Annotated in this window: 21 protein-coding genes and 1 other RNA gene; 15 read left to right on the forward strand and 7 right to left on the reverse strand. The window is 66.7% G+C overall.

Translation table 11 applies throughout. From position 1 onward, the window contains the following. Positions 1-2 precede the first annotated feature (2 nt). Genes E3U47_RS00180 through E3U47_RS00195 form a run of 4 tightly spaced genes read right to left on the reverse strand, consistent with a single transcriptional unit; the run spans position 3 to position 3,588 of the window. Entirely contained in the window at positions 3-485 is a 483-nt protein-coding gene (locus E3U47_RS00180) for a DUF4442 domain-containing protein (RefSeq protein WP_134688933.1), read from the reverse strand. Beyond that, positions 482-1,681, reverse strand: a complete 1,200-nt coding sequence (ubiH, locus tag E3U47_RS00185; RefSeq protein WP_134688934.1) for a 2-octaprenyl-6-methoxyphenyl hydroxylase — start codon at positions 1,679-1,681, stop codon at positions 482-484. Before ubiH ends, E3U47_RS00180 begins: the two co-directional genes overlap by 4 nt. After that, on the reverse strand, positions 1,678-3,012 hold the full coding sequence (pepP, locus tag E3U47_RS00190) for a Xaa-Pro aminopeptidase (protein WP_134688935.1): 1,335 nt from the start codon (positions 3,010-3,012) through the stop codon (positions 1,678-1,680). Before pepP ends, ubiH begins: the two co-directional genes overlap by 4 nt. A 21-nt stretch (positions 3,013-3,033) precedes the next feature. Next, on the reverse strand, positions 3,034-3,588 hold the full coding sequence (locus tag E3U47_RS00195; RefSeq protein WP_134688936.1) for a YecA family protein: 555 nt from the start codon (positions 3,586-3,588) through the stop codon (positions 3,034-3,036). A 153-nt stretch (positions 3,589-3,741) separates the two neighbouring features. Here E3U47_RS00195 and E3U47_RS00200 point away from each other — a divergent pair, with 153 nt between their 5' ends. From E3U47_RS00200 to E3U47_RS00215, 4 genes are all read left to right on the forward strand, one after another. Then, positions 3,742-3,951 carry a TIGR02449 family protein gene (locus E3U47_RS00200; protein ID WP_134688937.1) on the forward strand — a complete coding sequence of 70 codons (210 nt, stop codon included), beginning with the start codon at positions 3,742-3,744 and terminating at the stop codon, positions 3,949-3,951. Then, positions 3,948-4,265, forward strand: coding sequence for a cell division protein ZapA (locus tag E3U47_RS00205; protein ID WP_134688938.1), 318 nt, complete (start codon positions 3,948-3,950; stop codon positions 4,263-4,265). The genes E3U47_RS00200 and E3U47_RS00205 overlap by 4 nt, the downstream gene beginning before the upstream one ends. Positions 4,266-4,282: 17 nt before the next feature. Then, positions 4,283-4,462, forward strand: a non-coding RNA gene (ssrS, locus tag E3U47_RS00210) — 6S RNA. Positions 4,463-4,522: 60 nt separating this feature from the next. Beyond that, the gene (locus E3U47_RS00215; RefSeq protein ID WP_134688939.1) at positions 4,523-5,131 is read left to right on the forward strand and encodes a 5-formyltetrahydrofolate cyclo-ligase; all 609 of its coding nucleotides are present in this window, start codon (positions 4,523-4,525) and stop codon (positions 5,129-5,131) included. Positions 5,132-5,149: 18 nt separating this feature from the next. On the opposite strand, the gene E3U47_RS24850 is transcribed toward E3U47_RS00215, so the two are convergent. Beyond that, complete coding sequence (locus E3U47_RS24850) at positions 5,150-5,305, reverse strand: hypothetical protein (protein WP_167659415.1); 156 nt, start codon at positions 5,303-5,305, stop codon at positions 5,150-5,152. 176 nt (positions 5,306-5,481) lie between these two features. On the opposite strand from E3U47_RS24850, the gene E3U47_RS00220 reads away from it, so the two are divergent. From E3U47_RS00220 to E3U47_RS00235, 4 genes are all read left to right on the forward strand, one after another. Beyond that, on the forward strand, positions 5,482-5,931 hold the full coding sequence (locus E3U47_RS00220; RefSeq protein ID WP_134688940.1) for an EVE domain-containing protein: 450 nt from the start codon (positions 5,482-5,484) through the stop codon (positions 5,929-5,931). A gap of 94 nt (positions 5,932-6,025) precedes the next feature. Next, positions 6,026-6,985 (forward strand): HlyD family secretion protein, encoded by a 960-nt coding sequence (locus E3U47_RS00225; RefSeq protein WP_134688941.1) that lies wholly within the window; start codon positions 6,026-6,028, stop codon positions 6,983-6,985. Next, positions 6,982-9,705 carry a ribosome-associated ATPase/putative transporter RbbA gene (gene rbbA / locus E3U47_RS00230; protein ID WP_134688942.1) on the forward strand — a complete coding sequence of 908 codons (2,724 nt, stop codon included), beginning with the start codon at positions 6,982-6,984 and terminating at the stop codon, positions 9,703-9,705. The genes E3U47_RS00225 and rbbA overlap by 4 nt, the downstream gene beginning before the upstream one ends. A 1-nt stretch (position 9,706) precedes the next feature. Continuing rightward, entirely contained in the window at positions 9,707-10,816 is a 1,110-nt protein-coding gene (locus E3U47_RS00235; RefSeq protein ID WP_134688943.1) for an ABC transporter permease, read from the forward strand. Here E3U47_RS00235 and E3U47_RS00240 read toward each other — a convergent pair whose 3' ends face one another. Continuing rightward, a complete protein-coding gene (locus E3U47_RS00240; RefSeq protein WP_134688944.1) occupies positions 10,817-11,218 on the reverse strand; it encodes a flagellar basal body-associated protein FliL in 402 nt (133 codons plus the stop codon). A 157-nt stretch (positions 11,219-11,375) separates the two neighbouring features. Between E3U47_RS00240 and E3U47_RS00245 the strand changes: the two genes are divergently transcribed. From E3U47_RS00245 to E3U47_RS00280, 7 genes are all read left to right on the forward strand, one after another. After that, on the forward strand, positions 11,376-12,356 hold the full coding sequence (locus E3U47_RS00245) for an NADPH:quinone oxidoreductase family protein (RefSeq protein WP_134688945.1): 981 nt from the start codon (positions 11,376-11,378) through the stop codon (positions 12,354-12,356). Between the two features lie 250 nt (positions 12,357-12,606). Next, positions 12,607-13,848, forward strand: a complete 1,242-nt coding sequence (locus tag E3U47_RS00255; RefSeq protein ID WP_134688947.1) for an SfnB family sulfur acquisition oxidoreductase — start codon at positions 12,607-12,609, stop codon at positions 13,846-13,848. A gap of 136 nt (positions 13,849-13,984) precedes the next feature. Beyond that, positions 13,985-15,166, forward strand: a complete 1,182-nt coding sequence (locus E3U47_RS00260; protein ID WP_134688948.1) for an SfnB family sulfur acquisition oxidoreductase — start codon at positions 13,985-13,987, stop codon at positions 15,164-15,166. Beyond that, complete coding sequence (locus E3U47_RS00265; protein ID WP_134688949.1) at positions 15,166-16,554, forward strand: LLM class flavin-dependent oxidoreductase; 1,389 nt, start codon at positions 15,166-15,168, stop codon at positions 16,552-16,554. Before E3U47_RS00260 ends, E3U47_RS00265 begins: the two co-directional genes overlap by 1 nt. Further along, the gene (locus tag E3U47_RS00270; RefSeq protein WP_134688950.1) at positions 16,547-17,347 is read left to right on the forward strand and encodes a MetQ/NlpA family ABC transporter substrate-binding protein; all 801 of its coding nucleotides are present in this window, start codon (positions 16,547-16,549) and stop codon (positions 17,345-17,347) included. Before E3U47_RS00265 ends, E3U47_RS00270 begins: the two co-directional genes overlap by 8 nt. A 1-nt stretch (position 17,348) precedes the next feature. Further along, complete coding sequence (locus E3U47_RS00275; protein WP_134689224.1) at positions 17,349-18,458, forward strand: methionine ABC transporter ATP-binding protein; 1,110 nt, start codon at positions 17,349-17,351, stop codon at positions 18,456-18,458. Next, entirely contained in the window at positions 18,448-19,092 is a 645-nt protein-coding gene (locus tag E3U47_RS00280; protein ID WP_023632119.1) for a methionine ABC transporter permease, read from the forward strand. Before E3U47_RS00275 ends, E3U47_RS00280 begins: the two co-directional genes overlap by 11 nt. 150 nt (positions 19,093-19,242) lie before the next feature. Here E3U47_RS00280 and dibA read toward each other — a convergent pair whose 3' ends face one another. Then, positions 19,243-21,138 carry a phosphodiesterase DibA gene (dibA, locus tag E3U47_RS00285; RefSeq protein WP_134688951.1) on the reverse strand — a complete coding sequence of 632 codons (1,896 nt, stop codon included), beginning with the start codon at positions 21,136-21,138 and terminating at the stop codon, positions 19,243-19,245. Positions 21,139-21,179: the final 41 nt, after the last annotated feature.

Here is a 21,179-nt window from a genome sequence, read left to right on the forward strand (position 1 = left end):
CCTTACGCCTGCCTCGCTTGCGGCTTGAGCCGCACATATAGGGTTTTGTCGACCCGCGCCACCAGCTCGCCGGCACCGTCGCGGATCTCCACCTGCAACCGGGGCAGGTACTTCTTGCCGCTGGCGGTCTGCTGGCGGATCTCGTCCAGCAGCGCGTCGTCGACGTGGAATTGGGCATACACCGGGCCCTTGCCCGGAGCGATGAAATCGATGCTGGCGGCCTTGTCCCAGACGATGTAGTCGCGCCCCAGTTGCTCGATGAGCAGCAGCATGTAGAACGGGTCGACCATGGCATACAGGCTGCCGCCGAACTGGGTGCCGACGTAGTTGCGATTCCACCGCGTCAGCTTCATGCGCACCTTGACGCTACGCATGTCCGGGCTGATTTCCTGGATATGAATGCCGGCCCCCAGGTAGGGCGGGTAGAGGTTCAGCAGCCAGCGCAGCATTCGGGCGCGGCGCGCAAGCCTGCGCGAATCGCTCATGCCCGGCCTCGCGGGTCAGGGCGGGTGCCCAGGCCCATGGCCTGGCGGGCGAACCAGCTTCTGGCCGGCGGCAGCAGGTCCAGGCCGAGCAGGCCCAGGTTGCGTCCGGCCGCCAGCAGCGGCTGGGCGCTGCCGAACAGGCGGGTGACCTGGTCGGAGAAGCCGATGGTCAGGGCCTGGTCGAGGCGCTGGCGCTGGTGATAGGCCTGCAGGGTCGCCAGGTCGCCGGGGAGCGCCGGGCCGGCCAGCAGCGCCTCGGCCAGCGATTGCACGTCGCGCAGCGACAGGTTGAACCCCTGTCCGGCGATCGGGTGCAGGCTGTGAGCGGCGTTGCCGAGCACCACCAGGTGCGGGCGCACCTGTTCCTCGGCCTCGACCAGCGACAAGGGGTAGAGATGCCGGGCGCCGACCTGGCGCAAGGCGCCGAGGCGATAGCCGAAGGCGTCCTGCAGCTCGCCCAGGAAACTGCGTTCGTCCAGCTCGGCCAGGCGCTTGGCGTCCATCCCCTGACGGGTCCAGACCAGCGCGCAGCGATTTTCCGGCAGCGGCAGCAAGGCCATTGGGCCTTGTTCGGTGAAGCGTTCGAAGGCTTGTCCGGCATGGGCCTCGCCGGGGGTGATGTTGGCGATCAACGCGCTCTGGTCGTAGGGCGTGCGCCGCACATGGATGCCCAACTGCTCGCGCAGGCCAGAACGCCCGCCGTCGGCCAATACCGCCAGGTCGCACTCCAGCGAGGTGTCGTCATCCAGTTGCAGGCGGTAGCCCCCGGCAATGGCCTGCATCGCCTTGACCTCGGCTGGGCAGCGCCACTGGATGACATCGCTGTCGATCGCCTGCCACAGGCACTGGCCGAGCCAGGCGTTTTCCACCACGTAACCCAGCGCCGGCACGCCTTCTTCCTGGGCTTCCAGGCGGGTGGCGCCGAAGCGGCCGCGGTCGGACACCTGGATCTGCAAGATCGGCTCGGCGCGGCGGCTGATGGTTTGCCACAGGCCCAGGTGCTCGTAGATCTGCCGGGTACCGTAGGACAGCGCCGACGAGCGGGCGTCATAGCTGGGCTGGAAGCTGTCGCCTGGGGCGAACGGCTCGATCAGCAGGATCTTCCAGCCGCGGGCCTTGGCCGCGCCCTGCAGCGTGAGGGCCAGGCTGGCCCCGACCAGGCCGCCACCGATGATCGCCAGGTTGACCCGGTTCATGCGGCGTCCTTGCGAGCGGCAAGCATCAGCGCCTCGATTTCGGCGACCGTGCGCGGCACGCCTGAAGTGAGGATTTCACAGCCTTGTCTGGTCACTACCACGTCGTCCTCGATCCTTACGCCAATACCGCGCCACTTCTTCGCGACGCTGGTGTTGTCGGCGCCAATGTAGATGCCCGGTTCCACGGTCAGCGCCATGCCCGGCTCGAGCACGCGCCACTGGCCGCCGACCTTGTATTCGCCGACATCGTGCACGTCCATGCCCAGCCAGTGCCCGGCGCGGTGCATGTAGAAGGCGCGGTAGGCCTCGCTGTCGATCAGCGCCTGCACCTCGCCCTTGAGCAGCCCCAGCTCCACCAGGCCGGCGGTGATCACCCGCACGGTGGCCTCGTGGGCGTGGTTCCAGTGCTTGCCTGGGGCGATCTCGGCGAACGCGGCGGCCTGGGCGGCGAGCACCAGCTCGTAGATGGCCTTCTGCTCTGGCGAGAAGCGCCCGCTGACCGGGAAGGTGCGGGTGATGTCGCTGGCATAGCAATCGATCTCGCAACCGGCGTCGATCAGCACCAGGTCGCCGTCCCTGAGCGGCGCGTCGTTCTGCTGGTAATGCAGGATGCAGCCATTGCGCCCGGCGGCGACGATCGAGCCGTAGGCCGGCATCTTCGCCCCGCCCTGGCGGAACACGTAGTCCAGCTCGGCTTCCAGGCTGTATTCGTGCAGCCCGGCGCGGCAGGCCTGCATGGCCCGCACATGGGCACGGGCGGAAATCGCCGCGGCTGCGCGCATCACCTTCACTTCCGCCGCCGATTTATACAGGCGCATGTCGTGCAGCAGATGATCCAGGGCAACGAACTCGTTCGGCGGCTGCGCGCCCAGGCGCGCCTTGGAGCGGATCACGTTGATCCAGTCCATCAGCCGGCGGTCGAATTCGGGGTTGCCGCCCATGTTGCTGTAGACCCGCTCGCGGCCTTCGATCAGGCCGGGGAGGATCTCGTCGATATCGCTGATGGGGAAGGCATCGTCAGCGCCGAAATCACGCACCGCGCCGTCCTGGCCGGCCCGCAGGCCATCCCACTGCTCGCGCTCGGGGTTGCGCTCGCGGCAGAACAACACGTACTCGCCATGCTCGCGGCCAGGGATCAGCGCGATCACCGCCTCGGGCTCGGGGAAGCCGCTCAGGTACTGGAAATCGCTGTCCTGGCGGTAGACGTGCTCGACGTCGCGGTTGCGGATGGCGACCGCGGCGGCGGGCAGGATGGCGATGCTGTTGGGGACCATCTGCGCCATCAGCGCCTTGCGCCGACGGGCGTACTCCGCCTTGGGTATGTGGCTCATGGGCAAACGACCCCGATCAGATCAGTGCAGCGATGGCTTTGGCGCAGGCGCTTCGGGCTTGGCCAGCTCGGTGTACAGCAGCAGCGGGGCGACGCGCAGGTACTCCATGACTTCCATGTAGTCGCTCTCGCCGTCCTCGGACTCTTCCAGCGCTTCCTGGACCTGCGAGATGGCCACCAGGTCCTGCAGGACCTCCTTGGCATCGGTGGACAGGTCCTTGCCACCGGCGTTCAGGCCGAAACCGGTGATGAAGCCCTGGCACCACTGGCCCAGCGCGGTGGCGCGGTCGCTGAGTGCGGCATCATCGGAAGGCAGCAGCAGGACGATGGCGACGTCCTCGCCGGTGAGCTCGGCCTTGACCATCTCTTGCAGGCCGACCAGGGCGTTGCGGACAGTGTCACCGGGCTCGGTCTCGAGCAGCTGGGCGGCGTCGGCCAGCCAGGCATCGGCATCGAAGCCGGCGCCGGCGCAGCTGCGGCCGATCAGCAGGCCATGCAGCTCGGCGGGGGTGACAGGATGGCCATTGCTCGACAGCAGCATGGCGAAGGCGACGTAGGGCGATTGGGTATTGGGCATGGTCTGCTAGGCGCCAGGCGGCGCAATGACTAGAATGAAGACCTTGTATCCTAGCACCGGCAGGCGCGCCAAGACCATCAGCACTGGCCGCCGGGGGCCCGAGGCAGGCATGATCGGCAGGTGCGTAACGATGGAGCGAATCGAGTGCAACCCATGCAAGAGAACGACCTGCAAGCGCTGATGAGCCGGTTCGAGTCGCTGATCGAGCGCGTCGAGCAACTAAAACGGCAAAACGCACTCTTAGTAGCTCAGGAAAAGTCCTGGCGCGAGGAGCGCGCCCACCTCATCGACAAGAACGAGATCGCCAAACGCAAGATCGAATCGATGATCCTGCGCCTCAAGGCCCTGGAGCAAGACTCATGAGTTCAAGCAATAGCGTCACCGTGCAGATCCTCGACAAGGAATACTCGATCATCTGCCCACCGGAGGAACGCAACAACCTGGTCGGTGCCGCGCGTTACCTGGATGGCAAGATGCGCGAGATCCGCAGCAGCGGCAAGGTGATCGGCGCCGACCGCATCGCCGTGATGGCCGCGCTGAACATCACCCACGAGCTGCTGCACCGCCAGGAGCGCCCGGAAGCCACCAGCGGTGGCGCCACCCGCGAGCAGGTACGCGAACTGCTCGAACGCGTGGATCAGGCGCTGTCCGACGATCCGGTTAGCAAAAACGACTGAGATTGGTATACTGGCGCCACTCCCTGGGGGATGCGCCAGTCGGTTATGTCCCTGAGCCGATACGCACAACCACGGGGGTTGCACGCTGGGGCCGGTGTGCATGTCCGCCCGACGGAAAGCCTTAACGCCCCCTGCAATCTCCACCTTGAACTTTCGGGTTCAAGGGCTACACCGATAGCGGTCTTGTCGGGGAGCCTGCTTCAGAACTGCCCGCCTGCCACGGCGGGCATTTCGTTTTCTCTGGGATCGCCCGTGCCATGACCGACACCGCGCCGCTTACCCGCCCCCAGCTTCGCCGCCTCCTGCGCAACGCTCGTCGCGCCCTTAGCCCCGCCCAGCAACGCCAGGCCGCCGAAGGTCTTTATCGCCAACTGGCGCAGGACCCTTTGTTCCGCCGCGCCCGGCACATCGCCTTGTACCTGCCCAACGATGGCGAGATCGATCCGCGGTTGCTGCTGCGCGAGGCGCACAAACGCGGCAAGCGCGTCTACCTGCCGGTGCTGCACGCCTGGCCGCGCACGCGCATGGTGTTCCAGCGTTTCGAGGCCGGCGAAAAACTGCGCCCCAACCGGTTCGGCATTGCCGAACCGGTGGTCGAGCGCAAGCGCCAACGGCCGATCTGGGCGCTGGACCTGATCCTGCTGCCGCTGGTCGGTTTCGATGAAGTGGGGGGACGCCTGGGCATGGGGGGCGGTTTCTATGACCGCAGCCTGGCCTATCAGAGCCGGCGCAAGGCCTGGAAAAAACCGCTGCTGCTGGGGCTGGCCCATGAGTGCCAGAAAGTCGAGCGACTGAACCAGGCGAGCTGGGATGTACCCTTGCAAGGCACGGTCTCGGACCGTGGCTGGTACCTGGCGCCGAAATGAGCCGGCGCGCGAAGGGGATCAGCGCTGCCGCTGTTGCGCCGGATCGACGGGCGCCTGCTGGTAGGCAGCATCCAGCTTGCGCTCCCACAAGCCTTGCGCGTAACCGGTAGTGACCACGCCCAGCCCGAAAATGAAGGCCAGAATCCAGAGCAGGTCCGGTTTACGTTGTTTCATCGATTGCCCCCCTAGGCAAAAGGTCCAGGCTCGGCGGCTTTCTTGATGGCTGCCGGAGCGTATAGCTTAAAATCGGCGCATTTTCCGACAACATGAGGCGACACGCAAACCTTGGCGCCAACCGACCGTCGGTTTCATGCTACGAGTTATTTCAAACCTTTTCAGGAGCAGCACCCATGGCCTACTGGCTGATGAAATCCGAGCCCGACGAGCTCTCCATCGAAGCCTTGGCACGCCTGGGCAACACCCGTTGGGACGGGGTGCGCAATTACCAGGCGCGCAACTTCCTGCGGGCCATGAGCGTAGGCGATGAGTTCTTCTTCTACCACTCCAGCTGCCCGCAACCGGGGATCGCCGGCATTGCCCGCATCCGCGCCGCGGCCTATCCCGACCCCACGGCCCTGGACCCGAGCAGCCACTACCACGACGCCAAGGCCAGCGCCGAGAAGAACCCCTGGAGCGCGGTGGACGTGGAGCACGTGAAGACCTTCCGCCAGGTACTCGGCCTGGGCCTGCTCAAGCAGCAGGCGGCACTGGAGGAACTGCCACTGGTGCACAAGGGCAGCCGCCTGTCGGTGATGCCGGTGACCGCAGAACAATGGGCGGCGATCCTCGCGCTGAGCTGATTGTGCGTCTATTGTCAGGGGTTTGACCAATATCAACGCGCAAGGAAGCGCGTCGCGCCAGGATAAGGCGTGCAAGCCCCAGGATGCAGACCGAATGAACCGCAAAGCCCCCAGAATTTTCGCTTGTGCCCTGGTTTTACTGCTGTTGGCGGCAGGTGGACTGGGCTACTGGAAGTCCCTGCACGACCGCCTGCCCGAGGGCCTGAGCATGGGCAACGGGCGCCTCGAATCCACCGAAGTGCAAATTGCCACCAAGGTCCCAGGCCGCCTGGCCGAGGTGCTGGTCGACGAAGGTGACAAGGTCACCCGCGGCCAACTGCTCGCGCGCATCGACACCCGTACCATGGAGGCCCAGCGCAGCCAGGCCGAGGCCGAGGTGCTGCGCGCCCGCGAGAACTACGCCGCCGCCCAGGCCAGCGTGCAGCTGCGCCAGAGCGAACTGCTGCTGGCCAGCCAGGAGCTCAAGCGCGTGCGCGAAATCTACCAGCGCAAGTTCGCCAGCCAGCAGTTGCTCGACCAGCAGCAGTCTCGCTACGACACCGCCACCTCTGCCGTGGTCGCCGCCCGCGCCCAGTTGGCGGCGATCAAGGCCGCCATTGGCGCGGCCGAGGCCCAGGTCGCCCAGCTCATCAGCGAAATCGACGACAGCAGCCTGCGTGCCCCCATCGACGGCATCATCCAACTGCGCCTGGCCGAGCCTGGCGAGGTGCTCGGTGCCGGTGGCCGGGTGCTGATGCTGATCGACCCCAGCGACCAGTACATGAATCTCTACCTGCCCGCCGCCACCACCGGTCGGCTGACCGTGGGCGACCAGGCGCGGATCGTGCTCGACGCCCTGCCCGAGCAGGCCCTGCCGGCGAAGATCGCCTTTGTCGCGGCCAAGGCGCAGTTCACCCCGAAACAGGTCGAGACCCGTGACGAACGGCAAAAGCTGGTGTTCCGGGTCAAGCTGCGCCTGACCGAGCCGAGCGCCGTGCCCCAGGCCAAGCCGGGCATGCCCGGCGCCGGGTACGTGCGCACCGCCGAGGTGGACTGGCCGGCCAACCTGCAATGACCATCGCCCCCGCGCTGCTAGCCGCCGGCATCCACCACCGCTACGGCAAGTACCAGGCCCTGGCGGATGTGGCCTTCAGCCTGCCCGCCGGGACTCGCTGCGGCCTGATCGGCCCGGACGGCGCCGGCAAGTCGACCCTGCTCGGCCTGATCGCCGGGGTCAAGCGCCTGCAACAGGGCGAGCTGCAAGTGCTGGGTGGCTCGATTCGCCAGCGTCGCCACCGAACCGCGCTGTACCCCAAGGTCGCGTTCATGCCCCAGGGGCTGGGCAACAACCTGTACCCGGAGCTGTCGATCGCCGAGAACATCCGCTTCTTCGCCACCCTGTTCGGTCTCGACCGCGCCGAGTGCGAGCAGCGCATGGCCAGCCTGCTGCAAGCCACCGACCTGGCGCGCTTCGCCGAGCGCCCGGCTGGCAAGCTGTCGGGCGGCATGAAGCAGAAGCTGGGGTTGTGTTGCGCGCTGATCCACGAGCCAGACCTGCTGATCCTCGACGAGCCGACCACCGGCGTCGACCCACTGTCGCGGCGGCGCTTCTGGGAACTGGTCGAGCAGGTGCGCGCCCAGCGCCCGCAACTGACCCTGCTGGTGGCCACCGCCTACATGGAAGAAGCCGAGCAGTTCGAGCACTGCCTGATGCTTGATGCCGGCCGCCTGCTGGCTGCGGGCCTGAGCCGTGAGCTGGTAGCGGCCACGCCCAGTGGCAAGCTCGACGATGCCTTCACCCACTTCCAGGGCGCCGGCCGCGAGCAACCCGAGCCGCTGCGCATCCCGCCGCGCCCGGCCAACGATGGCCCGATCGCCATCGAAGCCCACGACCTGACCCTGCGCTTCGGCGACTTCACCGCGGTGAACAAGGTCAGCTTCGCCATTGGCCGTGGCGAGATCTTCGGTTTCCTCGGCTCCAACGGCTGCGGCAAGACCACCACCATGAAGGTGCTTACTGGGCTGATGCCGGCCAGCGAGGGTAGCGCCAACCTGCTTGGCCGCCCGGTGGACGCAGGCGACCTGGCCACGCGCAAGCGGGTCGGCTTCATGTCCCAGAGCTTTTCCCTTTATGGCGAACTGAGCGCCCGACAGAACCTCGAACTGCACGCGCGCCTGTTCGACCTGGCCAAGCCCGACAGCGCGCCACGCATCGCCGAACTGCTCGAGCGCTTCGACCTCGGCGCCATCGCCGATCAACCCTCCGGCGCGCTGCCCCTGGGCCTGCGCCAGCGCCTGTCGCTGGCCGTGGCGGTACTGCACCGCCCGGAGGTGCTGATCCTCGACGAACCGACCTCGGGCGTCGACCCGGCAGCCCGCGACGATTTCTGGCGGCTGTTGGTGGAGCTGTCCCGCGAGCAGGGCGTGACCATCTTCCTGTCCACCCACTTCATGAACGAGGCCCTGCGCTGCGATCGCATCTCGCTGATGCATGCCGGCCGGGTGCTGGCCTGCGACACCCCGCGGGCCCTGCAAAGCCAGTTCGGCGGCGACACCTTGGAAGACGCTTTCGTGCGTTGCCTCGAACAGGCCCAGGACGCGCCCATCCAGACACAAGCCGACGCCACGCTGGAGCAGGCCGCTGCTCCAGCGCCCGCCCTGCGCCAAGCCTTCAGTCTGCGCCGCCTGCTGGCCGTCGCCAGCCGCGAAGGCAAGGAGCTGCTGCGCGACAAGGTGCGTCTGGCGTTCGCCCTGGCGGGGGCATTGTTCATGATGGTGATCTTCGGCTATGGCATCTCGCTGGATGTCGAGAACCTCGCCTTCGCCGTCTATGACCAGGACCAGAGCCCGCAGAGCCGCGCCTACCTGGAGGCTTTCCGTGGCTCGCGCTACTTCGCCGAGCGGCCGCCGATCCGCGATGCCCGCCAGCTGCATCAGCGCTTGCAGCGCTCGGAGATCAAGCTGGCCCTGGAGATCCCGCCGGGCTTTGGCCGCGACCTGCACGCTGGGCGCCAGCCGGTGGTTGCGGCCTGGCTTGACGGTGGCATGCCGTTTCGCGCCGAGACCAGCCGCAACTATGTCGAGGCCGTGCACCAGGCCAACCTCGAACAGCTCGCGGCCCTCGGCCCGAATCCTGTCTCGCGCCAACAGCCGGTACGCCTGGAAACGCGCTTTCGCTACAACCAGGACGTGGTCAGCGTGAACGCCATCGGCCCCGGCGTCATGGCGCTGATCCTGGCCTTCATCCCGGCCATGCTCACCGCGCTGGGCATCGTGCGGGAAAAGGAGCTGGGCTCGATCACCAACTTCTACGCAACGCCCCTGACCCGCCTGGAGTTCCTGCTCGGCAAGCAGGCGCCGTACCTGGCGGTGAGCCTGGTCAACCTGGCGCTGCTGGTGGCGATGAACCGCTGGCTATTCGGCGTGCCGCTCAAGGGCAGCCCGCTGGCCCTGGCCTGCGGCGGCCTGGCCTACCTGCTGGCGACCACCAGCCTGGGTTTGCTGATCTCGGCATTTACCCGCACGCAAATTGCCGCGATCCTCGGCACCATGATTCTCACCAGCCTGCCGACCATCCAGTTCTCCGGGCTGATCGTGCCGCGCTCATCGCTGGACGGCGCGGCGGCGTTGATGGGCCAGTTGTTCCCGGCTGGCTATTTCCTCGACATCGCCGTCGGCACCTTCACCAAGGCACTGGGCCTGCGTGAGCTGTGGCCGCAGTGCCTGGCGCTGCTGGGTTTCTTCGCCGCCTTCAGCGGGCTGAGCCTGATCATGCTGAAAAAGCAGGAGGCCTGAAATGAGCCGGCTCTCCCACACCCTGCGCCTGGGTCTTAAGGAGCTCACCAGCCTGCGCCACGACAGCGTGTTGTTGCTGTTCCTGCTGTACGCGTTCAGCGTGGCGATCTACATGCCCGCCGCAGGCTCGGTAATAGGCGTGCACAACGCCAGTGTCGCGGTGGTCGACGAGGACCACAGCACCCTCTCGCGCAAGCTCGCCGAGTCGCTGCAACCGCCCGAGTTCCAGCCCGCCGTGGCACTGCCGGCGAATCGTCTGGACCAGGCCATGGACAGCGGCCAGTACACCTTCGTGATCAACCTGCCGGTGAATTTCCAAGCCGACCTGCTGGCCGGGCGCTCGCCAGAGCTGCAGGTCAACGTCGATGCCACCGCCATGAGCCAGGCCTTCATGGGGGCCGGCTACATCGGGCGGATCTTCGAACGCGAGCTGCTCGAGTACGCAGGCCGCGGCACCAGCAGCCCGGCACTGCTCAACCCGAAGGCACTGTTCAACCCCAACCTCGAAGGGGGCTGGTTCCTGGCGGTGATCCAGATCGTCAACAACATCACCATCCTGGCCATCATCCTTACCGGCACCGCGTTGCTGCGCGAGCGCGAGCACGGCACCCTGGACCACCTGCTGGTGCTGCCGCTGACGGCACTGGAAATCATGCTGGCGAAGATCGCCAGCAACGCCCTGGTGGTGGTGGCCTGTACCTGGATATCGCTGGAAGTGGTGGTCAAGGGCGCCCTGGGCGTGCCGCTGGCGGGCTCGATGGGGCTGTTCCTGGGGGTGACTGCGCTGTACCTGTTCGCCAGCACGGCACTGGGCATCTTCCTCGCCACCCTGGCGCGCTCGACACCGCAGTTCGGCCTGCTGGCGATCCCGGTGATCATCCCGATGCTGCTGCTGTCGGGGGGCAGCACACCGCTGGACAGCATGCCACAGTGGCTGCAGTGGGTCATGCAGGGTTCGCCCTCGACCCACTTCGTCAGCCTCGGCGCCGCGATCCTGTTCCGCGACGCCGGGCTGGCGGTGGTCTGGCCGGACATTGCAGCCCTGGCGGCGATCGGCCTGGTGTTCTTCGGCGTGGCCCTGGCGCGCTTTCGCCGCAGCCTCGCCTCCTGATCACTGCACGATCAGGTTGTTGAACAGCAGGTCCTCGACGATCGGCTTGCCCTCTTCGGACTCCATCACCTGCTGCACCTGCTTCAGGGCTTCCTGGCGCAGTTTTTCCTTGGCCTCGACGTTGCTCATGTTGTCCACGCCTTGCTGGGTGAACAGCGCCACCAGCTGGTTGCGGATCAGCGGCTCATGGTGCTTGACCGCGGCGGCGGCGCTGTCGCCGGTCACGCGCAGGGCGACATCGGCCTTGTACACCCGCAGCTTGGGATTGCCGTCAAGGGCGTAGTTGCCAACGAAGGGCGGGCTGAGGGTGATATAGGCCACCTTGGGCTCGCCTTCCTTTTCCTCGGCCATCGCCGCCGCTGGCAGCATCAGCGCCAGCACCATCAAGATCCACGCTTTCACGAATTCGCTCCTCAATACAGTTGCCGCCAGCTTACCCAGCGCACCGGCCAAACCCAAGCCCGGGCTTATGCCGGTGCATCAGGGCGGGCCATGCTCGTTGACCCGGGGGGCAGCCCTCCTACACTTATCGGCCACCACACGCAAAGGAATAGCCCTGATGAAAGCCTTGTTGTGCAAAGCCCTGGGCCCGGCGCGGGACCTGGTCCTGGAAGAGGTCGCCAGCCCCGTGCCGAAGAAGAACGAGATCCTCCTCGACGTGCACGCCGCCGGGGTCAACTTCCCCGATACCCTGATCATCGAGGGCAAGTACCAGTTCAAGCCACCGCTGCCGTTCTCGCCTGGGGCGGAAGCCGCCGGCGTGGTGGCCGCGGTTGGCGAGAAGGCCGGCGCGTTCAAGGTCGGCGACCGGGTCATGGCCCTGAGCGGCTGGGGCGCTTTCGCCGAGCAAGTGGCGGTGCCGTTCTACAACGTGCTGCCGATCCCGGCGGGCATGGACTTCACCACTGCCGCCGCGTTCGGCATGACCTACGGCACCTCGATGCACGCCCTGACCCAGCGCGGCCAGCTCAAGGCCAGCGAGACCCTGCTGGTGCTCGGCGCCTCCGGCGGCGTCGGCCTGGCGGCGGTGGAAATCGGCAAGGCCCTCGGGGCACGGGTGATTGCGGCGGCCAGCAGTGCCGAGAAGCTGGCGATCGCCAAGGCGGCCGGGGCCGACGAGCTGGTCGACTACAGCCAGGCCAGCCTCAAGGACGAGATCAAGCGCCTGACCGGCGGCCAGGGCGTGGATGTGATCTACGATCCGGTCGGTGGCGAGTTGTTCGACCAGGCTATGCGTGGGCTGGCGTGGAACGGCCGGTTGCTGGTGGTGGGGTTCGCCAGCGGGACGATCCCGCAGTTGCCGGTGAACCTCGCGCTGCTCAAGGGCGCGGCGGTAGTCGGGGTGTTCTGGGGCGCCTTTGCCCAGCGCCAGCCGGAGGACAACGCCGCCAACTTCCGCCAGTTGTTCGCCTGGCATGCCGAGGGCAAGCTGAAACCGCTGGTGTCGCAGACCTACGCGCTGGCCGAGGGCGGCGCCGCGATCGAACGTCTGGCGCAACGCCAGGCAGCGGGCAAGCTGGTGGTAACGGTTCAGCGCTGACCTTTCGGCCCTGTCACTGGCTCACAGTGCCAGGGCCGACCCCGTAGTTCTTCTATTCATATTCCTAAACGGTAGTTCATAAACTTTTTCTAAACGAATAGGGTATATCGACCGGACCACCGGACCAGCAAATGTCTGTCGCCGTCAGCTGAGGCGACGCTTTCCACTTTGTGAGGTAAGGAATGGTCAGGATCACAATCACCCCAGTGGCCAACGCCAGGGCATTGAGTGCAGCCAAGGAGCGGTACTGATGTCCAGCCAGCCAACTACCCGATACCACAGCGATATCGACAGCTCGCCGCCGTTGCTGCCGGCCAAGGTGCTGCGCAACGACGAAGAGGCCCTGCAGGCCGCCCGCGAACTGGCCGAGGTGGCCCGCGAGCAAGCGGCCAGGCGTGACCAGCAACGCAAGCTGCCCTGGGCCGAGATCGAACGGTTCACCCGCAGCGGCCTGGGCAGCATCAGCGTGCCCAAGGCCTATGGTGGCCCCGAGGTGTCGTTCGTCACCATCGCCGAAGTGTTCCGCCTGATCAGCGCCGCCGACCCGGCGCTGGGGCAGATTCCGCAAAACCAGTTCGGCATCCTGCAACTGATTCGCCTGACCGCCACCGAGGCCCAGCAGGCAGCGATCTTCCGCGCCGTGCTCGACGGCTGGCGCATCGGCAATGCCGGGCCCGAGCGCGGCACCAAGGACACCCTGACACTCAAGGCGCGCATCACCCGCGAGGGCGATGGCTATCGCATCAGCGGCGAGAAGTTCTACTCCACCGGCGCCCTGTACGCCCACTGGGTGGCGGTAAAGGCCCTGGACGATGACGGCCGGCAACGCCTGGCCTTCGTCCGTCGCGGCAGCCCGGGGCTGCGCATCGTCGACGACTGGTCCGGCTTCGGCCAGCGCACCACCGCCAGCGGTACCGTGCTGCTCGACCAGGTGCCGGTGGACGCCGACCTGGTGGTGGACAACTGGCGCCTGGGTGAACAGCCCAGCATCCAGGGCGCCGCCTCGCAGCTGATCCAGGCGGCCATCGACGCCGGCATCGCCGAGGCGGCCATCGAGGACACGATCCGGTTCGTGCGGGAGAAGTCCCGGCCCTGGATCGAGGCCAAGGTCGAACGCAACAGCGACGATCCCTATGTGATCGCCGACATCGGCCGCTTGAAGCTCGAGCTGCACGCCGCCGAGGCCCTGCTGCGCAAGGCTGCCAGGGTGCTCGACGAAGTGAACGCCGGTGTGATCGATGCCGCCGCCGCGGCCCGTGCCTCGATCGCCGTGGCCGAGGCCAAGGTGCTCACCACCGAGATCGCCTTGCAGGCCAGCGAGAAGCTGTTCGAACTGGCCGGCAGCCGCGCCAGCCTGGCTGAGTTCAACCTCGACCGGCACTGGCGCAACGCAAGGGTGCACACCTTGCACGACCCGGTGCGCTGGAAGTACCACGCCGTCGGCGCCTACTACCTCAACGGCGCCTTGCCAGCCCGCCATTCCTGGATCTGATTCACGGCCCAGGGGCTGCGGTGCAGTCCTTTCGCCGGCAAGCCGGCTCCCACAAGGATTTCTGTGAAGTCTCACTGTAGGAGCCGGCTTGCCGGCGAAAGGGCCGCACAGCGGCCCCAAGTGCCCGGAGAGCACAATGACTGCATCCATCATCACCACCGACGCCCAGGCCCTGGCCGTCGCCGACGAACTCGCCCAGCACCTGCGCCAGGACAGCGCCCTGCGCGACCGCGAACGCCGCCTGCCCCACGCCGAACTCGAGCGCTTCGTGCAGTCCGGCCTGTGGGGCATCAGCGTGCCCAAGGCCTTCGGCGGCGCTGGCGTGTCCAACGCCACCCTGGCCAAGGTCATCGCCCGCATCGCCCGGGCCGACGCCTCGCTCGGGCAGATCCCGCAGAACCACTTCTACGCCCTGGAAGTGCTGCGGGTAAATGGCACCCCCGAGCAACAGCGCCGCCTGTACGCCGAGGTCCTCGCCGGCCGGCGCTTCGGCAACGCCCTGGCCGAGCTCGGCACGAAGAATGCCCACGAACGCACCACCCGCCTGAGCCGCGACGGCGAGCATTACCGCATCGATGGCCGCAAGTTCTACTGCACTGGCGCGATCTACGCCCAGCGCATCCCGACCCTGGTGATCGACGAGCAGGGCGTATCGCACCTGGCCTTCGTGCCCGCCGACAGCCAAGGCATCGAGGTGATCGATGACTGGAGCGGCTTCGGCCAACGCACCACCGGCAGCGGCTCGGTGGTGTTCAACCAGGTCCCGGTGCGTGCCGAGGACGTGGTGCCGTTCGCCAGCGCCTTCGAACGCCCGACCACGGTCGGCCCACTGGCGCAGATCCTCCATGCCGCGATCGACACCGGTATTGCCCGCGCCGCCTACGAGGACGCCCTGCATTTCGTGCGCACCCGCAGCCGACCCTGGATCGACTCCGGCCTCGACAAGGCCAGCGACGATCCGCTCACCCTGAAGAGCTTCGGTCACCTGGCAATCCGCCTGCACGCCACCGAGGCCCTGCTCGAGCGCGCGGGTGAAATCCTCGACACCGCCCAGGCCGACAGCAACGCCGAGACCCTGGCCGCCGCCTCGATTGCCGTCGCCGAGGCCCGGGCGATCAGCACCGAGATATCCCTGGCCGCCGGCACCAGCCTGTTCGAGCTGGCCGGCAGCCAGGCCACCCTGGCCGAGCACAACCTCGACCGCCACTGGCGCAACGCCCGGGTGCACACCCTGCACGACCCGGTGCGCTGGAAGTACCACGCCATCGGCAACTACTACCTCAACGACGAGAAACCGCCGCGCCGGGGGACCATCTGATGGCCAAGCAGATCCTGCTCAATGCCTTCAACATGAACTGCATCGGGCACATCAACCACGGTTTGTGGACCCACCCGCGGGACACTTCGACCCAGTACAAGACCCTCGACTACTGGACCGACCTGGCCCGCCTGCTGGAGCGGGGGCTGTTCGACGGGCTGTTCATCGCCGATATCGTCGGCACCTACGATGTCTATGGCCAGTCACTGGACGTGACGCTCAAGGAGTCGATCCAGCTGCCGGTCAACGACCCGCTGCTGCTGGTCTCGGCCATGGCCGCCGTTACCAGGCACCTGGGCTTCGGCCTCACCGCCAACCTCACCTACGAGGCGCCGTACCTGTTCGCCCGGCGCCTCTCCACCCTCGACCACCTGAGCAATGGCCGGGTCGGCTGGAACATCGTCACCGGCTACCTCGACAGCGCCGCCCGGGCCATGGGCCTGGCGCAGCAACCCGAACACGACCGTCGCTATGACCAGGCCGACGAGTACCTGCAAGTGCTGTACAAGCTGCTCGAAGGCAGCTGGGCCGACGATGCCGTGGTCGCCGACCGCGCGCAGCGCGTGTATGCGCGGCCGGACAGGGTGCGTAAGGTCGAGCACCATGGCGAGTTCTACGACGTCGAGGGCTATCACCTGTGCGAACCCTCGCCACAGCGCACCCCTGTGCTGTTCCAGGCCGGTAGTTCGCCACGTGGCCTGGCCTTCGCCGGTAATCACGCCGAGTGCGTGTTCATCAGCGGCCAGGACCAGGCTGCCACCCGCGCCCAGGTCGACAAGGTGCGCGCCGCCGCCAAGGCCGCCGGGCGTGATCCGCAGGCGCTCAAGGTGTTCATGGGCATCACCGTGATCGTCGCGCCGAGCGAAGCCCAGGCCCAGGCCAAGCACGCCGAGTACCTACGCTACGCCAGTGCAGAGGCCGGCGTGGCCCACTTCGCCAGCTCCACCGGCATCGACTTCGCGCGCTACGCCCTGGACGAACCCATTGGCTTTGCCAAGGGCAACGCCATTCAATCGGCCACCCGCCAGCTGCAGGAAAGCGCCTGGACCCGCCGCCGCCTGCTCGAGCAGCACGCCCTGGGCGGGCGCTACGTGACCTTGGTGGGCGCCCCCGAACAGGTCGCCGAACAGCTGATCAGCTGGATCGACGCAACCGGCCTGGACGGCTTCAACCTGACCCGTACCGTCACCCCGGAAAGCTACGAGGACTTCATCGAACTGGTGGTGCCCGAGCTGCAACGCCGGGGCCGCTACAAGACCGCCTACCGCGACGGCACCCTGCGCCAGAAACTGTTCGCCGGCGCCCCGGCCCAGCTGCCTGCCGACCACCCCGGCGCCGCCTACCGCCACCCGACCCCTGCCCCGACTGGAGCCTTGCACCATGCTTGAAAAACTGTTCCGGCCCGTCGTGGCCATCGCCCTGGGCCTCGGCCTGTCCGCCGCCGCCTTCGCTGCGCAGCCACTGAAGATCGGCACCACCGCCGCCTTCGCCATCCCGTTGGAAGCGGCGGTGGCAGAAGCCCACAAACAAGGCCTGGAAGTGAAGCTGATCGAGTTCAGCGACTGGATCGCGCCGAATGTCAGCCTCAACAGCGGCGACATCGACGTGAACTACTTCCAGCACATCCCCTTCCTGGAAAACGCCAAGGCCGCCGCTGGCTTCAACCTGGTCCCCTATGCACCGGGGATCATAAACAACGTCGGGCTGTACTCGAAAAAGTACAAAAGCTTTGCCGAGCTGCCCGAAGGCGCCAGCGTGGCCATCGCCAACGACCCGATCAACAGCGGCCGTGGCCTGCAACTGCTGGCCAAGGCCGGCCTGATCACCCTCAAACAGGGCGTGGGCTACAAGGCCACCGAGGACGACATCATCGCCAACCCGAAGAAAATCAAAATTCTCCAGGTAGAAGCGGTGCAGCTGGTGCGCGCCTATGACGACGCCGACCTGGTGCAGGGCTACCCGGCCTATATCCGCCTGGCCAACACCTTTGACGCTACATCGGCGCTGCTGTTCGACGGCCTGGAGAACAAGGAGTACGTGATCCAGTTCGTTATCCGCCCACAGGAGAAAAACGACCCGCGCCTGGCCAAGTTCGTCGATATCTACCAACACTCGCCAGCCGTGCGCGCCGCCCTGGACAAAGCCCATGGCAAGCTCTACCAAGCCGGTTGGGAAGGCTGACATGGCCCAGGCCAGCGCCCTGAGGGCGCCCATCCCGCCCGCCGAACCGCTCAAGGCCGAAGAAACGGCCCTGCGCCCGGAAGTGAACCAGGCGCACGTCCGCTTCATCGGCCTGGGCAAGACCTATCCGGGCCAGGTCCAGCCGGCGTTGCAAGGCATCGACCTGAACATCCGCCGCGGCGAGATCTTCGGCATCATCGGCCGCAGCGGCGCCGGCAAGTCTTCGCTGCTGCGCACCATCAACCGCCTGGAACAGCCCAGCCAGGGCCGGGTGCTGATCGACCAGGTGGACATCGCGCCGTTCGAAGAGGATCGTCTGGTCGCCCTGCGCCGGCGCATCGGCATGATCTTCCAGCACTTCAACCTGATGTCGGCCAAGACCGTGTGGCAGAACGTCGAGCTGCCGCTGAAGGTGGCCGGCGTGGCCAAGGCCGAACGCCAGCGCAAGGTACGCGAGCTGCTGGAGCTTGTCGGCCTGGCGGAAAAGCACCATGTCTACCCCGCGCAACTGTCGGGCGGGCAGAAGCAGCGCGTCGGCATCGCCCGGGCGCTGGTGCATGACCCCGAGATCCTGCTGTGCGACGAAGCCACCTCCGCGTTGGACCCGGAAACCACGGCCTCGATCCTCGAGCTGCTGCGCGACATCAACCAACGCCTGGGCCTGACCGTAGTGCTGATCACCCATGAAATGGCGGTGATCCGCGATATCTGCCAGCGCGTGGTGGTGCTCGAGCGGGGCGAGATCGTCGAACAGGGCGAGGTCTGGCAAGTGTTCGGCACACCGCGCCACGACGTCACCCGCACCCTGCTCGCACCGCTGCAGACCAAGCTGCCGGCCGCCTTGCAGGCCAGCCTGCGTGCCCAGCCGGTCAGCCGCGACGCGGCTGTGGTGCTCAAGCTCGACCTTGTGGGCGAGCCGGAGCTCAGCGCCCTGTTCAGCGATCTGGGCGGGCGCGTGCGGCTGCTCCAGGGCGGCGTCGAGACCATCGGCGAGCATGCCTTGGGGCAACTGATCCTGGCCGTGCGCGGCTCGCCGCTGGACACCCACCAGTTGCTCGAACGCGCCCGCCGCTGGGCCGTGGATGTGGAGGTACTTGGCCATGTGGATTGATCGCCTGCTGCAAGGCTTGCTCGACACCCTGCTGATGGTCGGCGTGTCCTCGCTGGTCGCGCTGGTCGTCGGGGTACCGATGGCAGTGCTGCTGGTCACCAGCGACAAGGGCGGGATCTTCGAGGCCGCCGCGCTGAACCGGGTGCTGGGCGCCATCGTCAACCTGTTCCGCTCGATCCCGTTCCTGATCCTGATGGTCGCGCTGATTCCCTTCACCCGCCTGGTGGTCGGCACCACCTATGGCGTGTGGGCCGCAGTGGTGCCGCTGACCATCGCCGCCACGCCGTTCTTCGCGCGAATCGCCGAGGTCAGCCTGCGCGAAGTCGACCACGGCCTGATCGAAGCGGCCCAGGCCATGGGCTGCCGGCGTTGGCACATCGTCTGGCACGTGCTGCTGCCCGAGGCGCTGCCGGGGATCGTTGGCGGCTTCACCATCACCCTGGTGACGCTGATCAATTCCTCGGCCATGGCCGGGGCAATCGGTGCCGGGGGTTTGGGCGATATTGCCTACCGCTACGGCTACCAGCGCTTCGACAGCCAGATCATGCTGACCGTGATCGTGATGCTGGTGGCGCTGGTGGCGGTGATCCAGCTGGGTGGCGACCGTCTGGCCAAAGGCTTGAACAAGCGTTGATGTGTTACGGATGTAGGAGCGGCCTGGTGCCGCGAAAGGGCCGCGAAGCGGCCCCGGCAGCTTCAGTGCTCCACTGCGCCATGGGGCTGCTACGCAGCCCATTCGCGGCACAAGGCCGCTCCTACGGCGGTTGCACATGACCAAGCGATCTCAGCCCCAGTGCAGCTGTTGAGCCGGCACCGGCCTGCCAAACCAGTACCCCTGCCCCAGCTGGCACTGCTGCTCCAGCAGGAAGCGCGCCTGCTCGGCCTGCTCGATGCCTTCGGCGTGCACCTGCATGCCCATGCTCCGGGCCAGGGCGATAATCACCCGAACGATGGCGATATCGTCATCGTCGAACGGCAGCCCGGCAACGAAACCCTGATCGATCTTGAGCTTCTGCACCGGCAGGCGTTTGAGCCGCAGCAACGACGAGTAGCCCGTGCCGAAATCGTCAATGGCCAGGCTCAAGCCCAGCTCGCGCAGGCGGTGCAACTGCTCCAGCGCCACCTCAGGGTCTTCCATCACCGCGCTTTCGGTCACCTCCAGCTCCAGCAACGCCGGGTCCAGGCCACTGTCGTGCAGCACATCGGCCACTTGCCGGTACAGGTCGCGCTGGCTGAACAGGCGGCTGGAGATGTTCACCGCGACGAATGACAGCTGCCGCCCCTCGGTCTGCCACTGCACCATCTGCCGGCAGGCCTGGCGTAGCACCCAGGCGTCGATCTCGGCGATCAGCCCGGTGCGCTCGGCGATGGGGATGAACTCCCCGGGCGGCACCAGGCCACGCTGAGGGTGTTGCCAGCGCACCAAGGCCTCGACCCCGACCATGCGCGCGGTGAACAGGTCGTGCACCGGCTGGAAGAACACCCGCAGCTCTTGCTGCTCCAGCGCCCGACGCAGTTCGCCGGCCGTCTCGACCCGCTGCTGGGCGTGGGCGGTGAGCTCCTCGGTGTACAACGCATAGCAGGCGCGGCCGTTGCTCTTGGCCTTGAACAGCGCCGAGTCGGCATTGCGCAGCAATTGCTCGCCACCCAGCGCATCGCTGGGGAACAGGCTGATGCCGATGCTGACACTGATGAACAGGCGGTTGCCCTCGAAACAGAAGGGTTCCTTCAAGCGCTCGATGATGGTCTGCGCCAGCTTGCCGGCCTGGCCGACCTGCTGGCAGTTCTCGGCCAGCACGCCGAACTCGTCGCCGCCCAGGCGCGCCAGCGTCACGCCGTTGCCCAGCACCTCGCGCAGGCGCTCGCCCACCAGCTTGAGCAACTGGTCGCCAATGGTATGGCCGAGGCCGTCGTTGATGCTCTGGAAATGGTCGAGGTCGAGCAGCAGCAGCGCGCAGCCGCGCTTGTTGGCCTGCGCCGCGGCCAGGGCCTGCTCTACCCGGTCATTGAACAACAGCCGATTGGGCAGGCCGGTCAGTGGGTCATGGTGGGCGAGGTAGGCCAATTCTTCCTCGCTATGCTTGATCGCGCTGATGTCGCTGAACACCGCCACGTAATGGCTGAGTGCGCCGCTGTCGTCGCGAATGGCGCAGATCGTCTGCCATTGCGGGTAGATTTCGCCGCTCTTGCGGCGGTTCCAGATCTCCCCGCTCCACTCGCCCTTGTCGGCCAGGGTGGCGTAGATCTGCTGGTAGAACGGCGCGCCATGGCGGCCAGACTTGAACTTGCTCGGGCGCTGGCCGATGACCTCGTCCTGTTGGTAACCGGTGATGCGCATGAAGGCCCGGTTGACGTGCACGATCAGGCCATTGCGGTCGGTTACCAGTACCCCTTCCAGGGTGCTGTCGAACACCGCCGCGGCCATGCGCAAGCGCTCGCGGTCCTCGCTGCGCAGGCGTGCGCCGATGCCGATGAAGTTCAGCAGCCGGGCGCGCGAGACAAAAATCAGCAAGGCGCTGAGCAACACCCAGACCACCACGTTGATCTGCCGCCCCACGGTGAGCGCCAGCGGGTCCTCGGTCATGCTGTGCAGCACCAGTTCCGAGAGCACCAGCCAGAGGATCGAAAGCACCACATAGAGCCCGGCCATGCGCAAGGCGTCGCGAACGGAAACAGACATGTCGGGTGGATGAGCCCATGAAAAATGAAGGGGCATTATAA

Source organism: Pseudomonas sp. RIT623 (assembly GCF_004519305.1).
Classification (GTDB): domain Bacteria; phylum Pseudomonadota; class Gammaproteobacteria; order Pseudomonadales; family Pseudomonadaceae; genus Aquipseudomonas.

What these genes read in the sequence shown, in the direction of transcription:
- E3U47_RS00275 (WP_134689224.1), top strand. Translation starts at nt 17,349, where the DNA reads ATGGCCCAGGCCAGCGCCCTGAGGGCGCCCATCCCGCCCGCCGAACCG.
- E3U47_RS00260 (WP_134688948.1), top strand. Translation starts at nt 13,985, where the DNA reads ATGACTGCATCCATCATCACCACCGACGCCCAGGCCCTGGCCGTCGCC.
- E3U47_RS00235 (WP_134688943.1), top strand. Translation starts at nt 9,707, where the DNA reads ATGAGCCGGCTCTCCCACACCCTGCGCCTGGGTCTTAAGGAGCTCACC.
- E3U47_RS00225 (WP_134688941.1), top strand. Translation starts at nt 6,026, where the DNA reads ATGAACCGCAAAGCCCCCAGAATTTTCGCTTGTGCCCTGGTTTTACTG.
- E3U47_RS00200 (WP_134688937.1), top strand. Translation starts at nt 3,742, where the DNA reads ATGCAAGAGAACGACCTGCAAGCGCTGATGAGCCGGTTCGAGTCGCTG.
- E3U47_RS00255 (WP_134688947.1), top strand. Translation starts at nt 12,607, where the DNA reads ATGTCCAGCCAGCCAACTACCCGATACCACAGCGATATCGACAGCTCG.
- E3U47_RS00220 (WP_134688940.1), top strand. Translation starts at nt 5,482, where the DNA reads ATGGCCTACTGGCTGATGAAATCCGAGCCCGACGAGCTCTCCATCGAA.
- E3U47_RS00195 (WP_134688936.1), bottom strand. Translation starts at nt 3,588, where the DNA reads ATGCCCAATACCCAATCGCCCTACGTCGCCTTCGCCATGCTGCTGTCG.
- E3U47_RS00215 (WP_134688939.1), top strand. Translation starts at nt 4,523, where the DNA reads ATGACCGACACCGCGCCGCTTACCCGCCCCCAGCTTCGCCGCCTCCTG.
- rbbA (WP_134688942.1), top strand. Translation starts at nt 6,982, where the DNA reads ATGACCATCGCCCCCGCGCTGCTAGCCGCCGGCATCCACCACCGCTAC.
- dibA (WP_134688951.1), bottom strand. Translation starts at nt 21,138, where the DNA reads ATGTCTGTTTCCGTTCGCGACGCCTTGCGCATGGCCGGGCTCTATGTG.
- E3U47_RS00245 (WP_134688945.1), top strand. Translation starts at nt 11,376, where the DNA reads ATGAAAGCCTTGTTGTGCAAAGCCCTGGGCCCGGCGCGGGACCTGGTC.
- E3U47_RS00180 (WP_134688933.1), bottom strand. Translation starts at nt 485, where the DNA reads ATGAGCGATTCGCGCAGGCTTGCGCGCCGCGCCCGAATGCTGCGCTGG.
- E3U47_RS00270 (WP_134688950.1), top strand. Translation starts at nt 16,547, where the DNA reads ATGCTTGAAAAACTGTTCCGGCCCGTCGTGGCCATCGCCCTGGGCCTC.
- pepP (WP_134688935.1), bottom strand. Translation starts at nt 3,012, where the DNA reads ATGAGCCACATACCCAAGGCGGAGTACGCCCGTCGGCGCAAGGCGCTG.
- E3U47_RS00265 (WP_134688949.1), top strand. Translation starts at nt 15,166, where the DNA reads ATGGCCAAGCAGATCCTGCTCAATGCCTTCAACATGAACTGCATCGGG.
- E3U47_RS24850 (WP_167659415.1), bottom strand. Translation starts at nt 5,305, where the DNA reads ATGAAACAACGTAAACCGGACCTGCTCTGGATTCTGGCCTTCATTTTC.
- E3U47_RS00205 (WP_134688938.1), top strand. Translation starts at nt 3,948, where the DNA reads ATGAGTTCAAGCAATAGCGTCACCGTGCAGATCCTCGACAAGGAATAC.
- ubiH (WP_134688934.1), bottom strand. Translation starts at nt 1,681, where the DNA reads ATGAACCGGGTCAACCTGGCGATCATCGGTGGCGGCCTGGTCGGGGCC.
- E3U47_RS00280 (WP_023632119.1), top strand. Translation starts at nt 18,448, where the DNA reads ATGTGGATTGATCGCCTGCTGCAAGGCTTGCTCGACACCCTGCTGATG.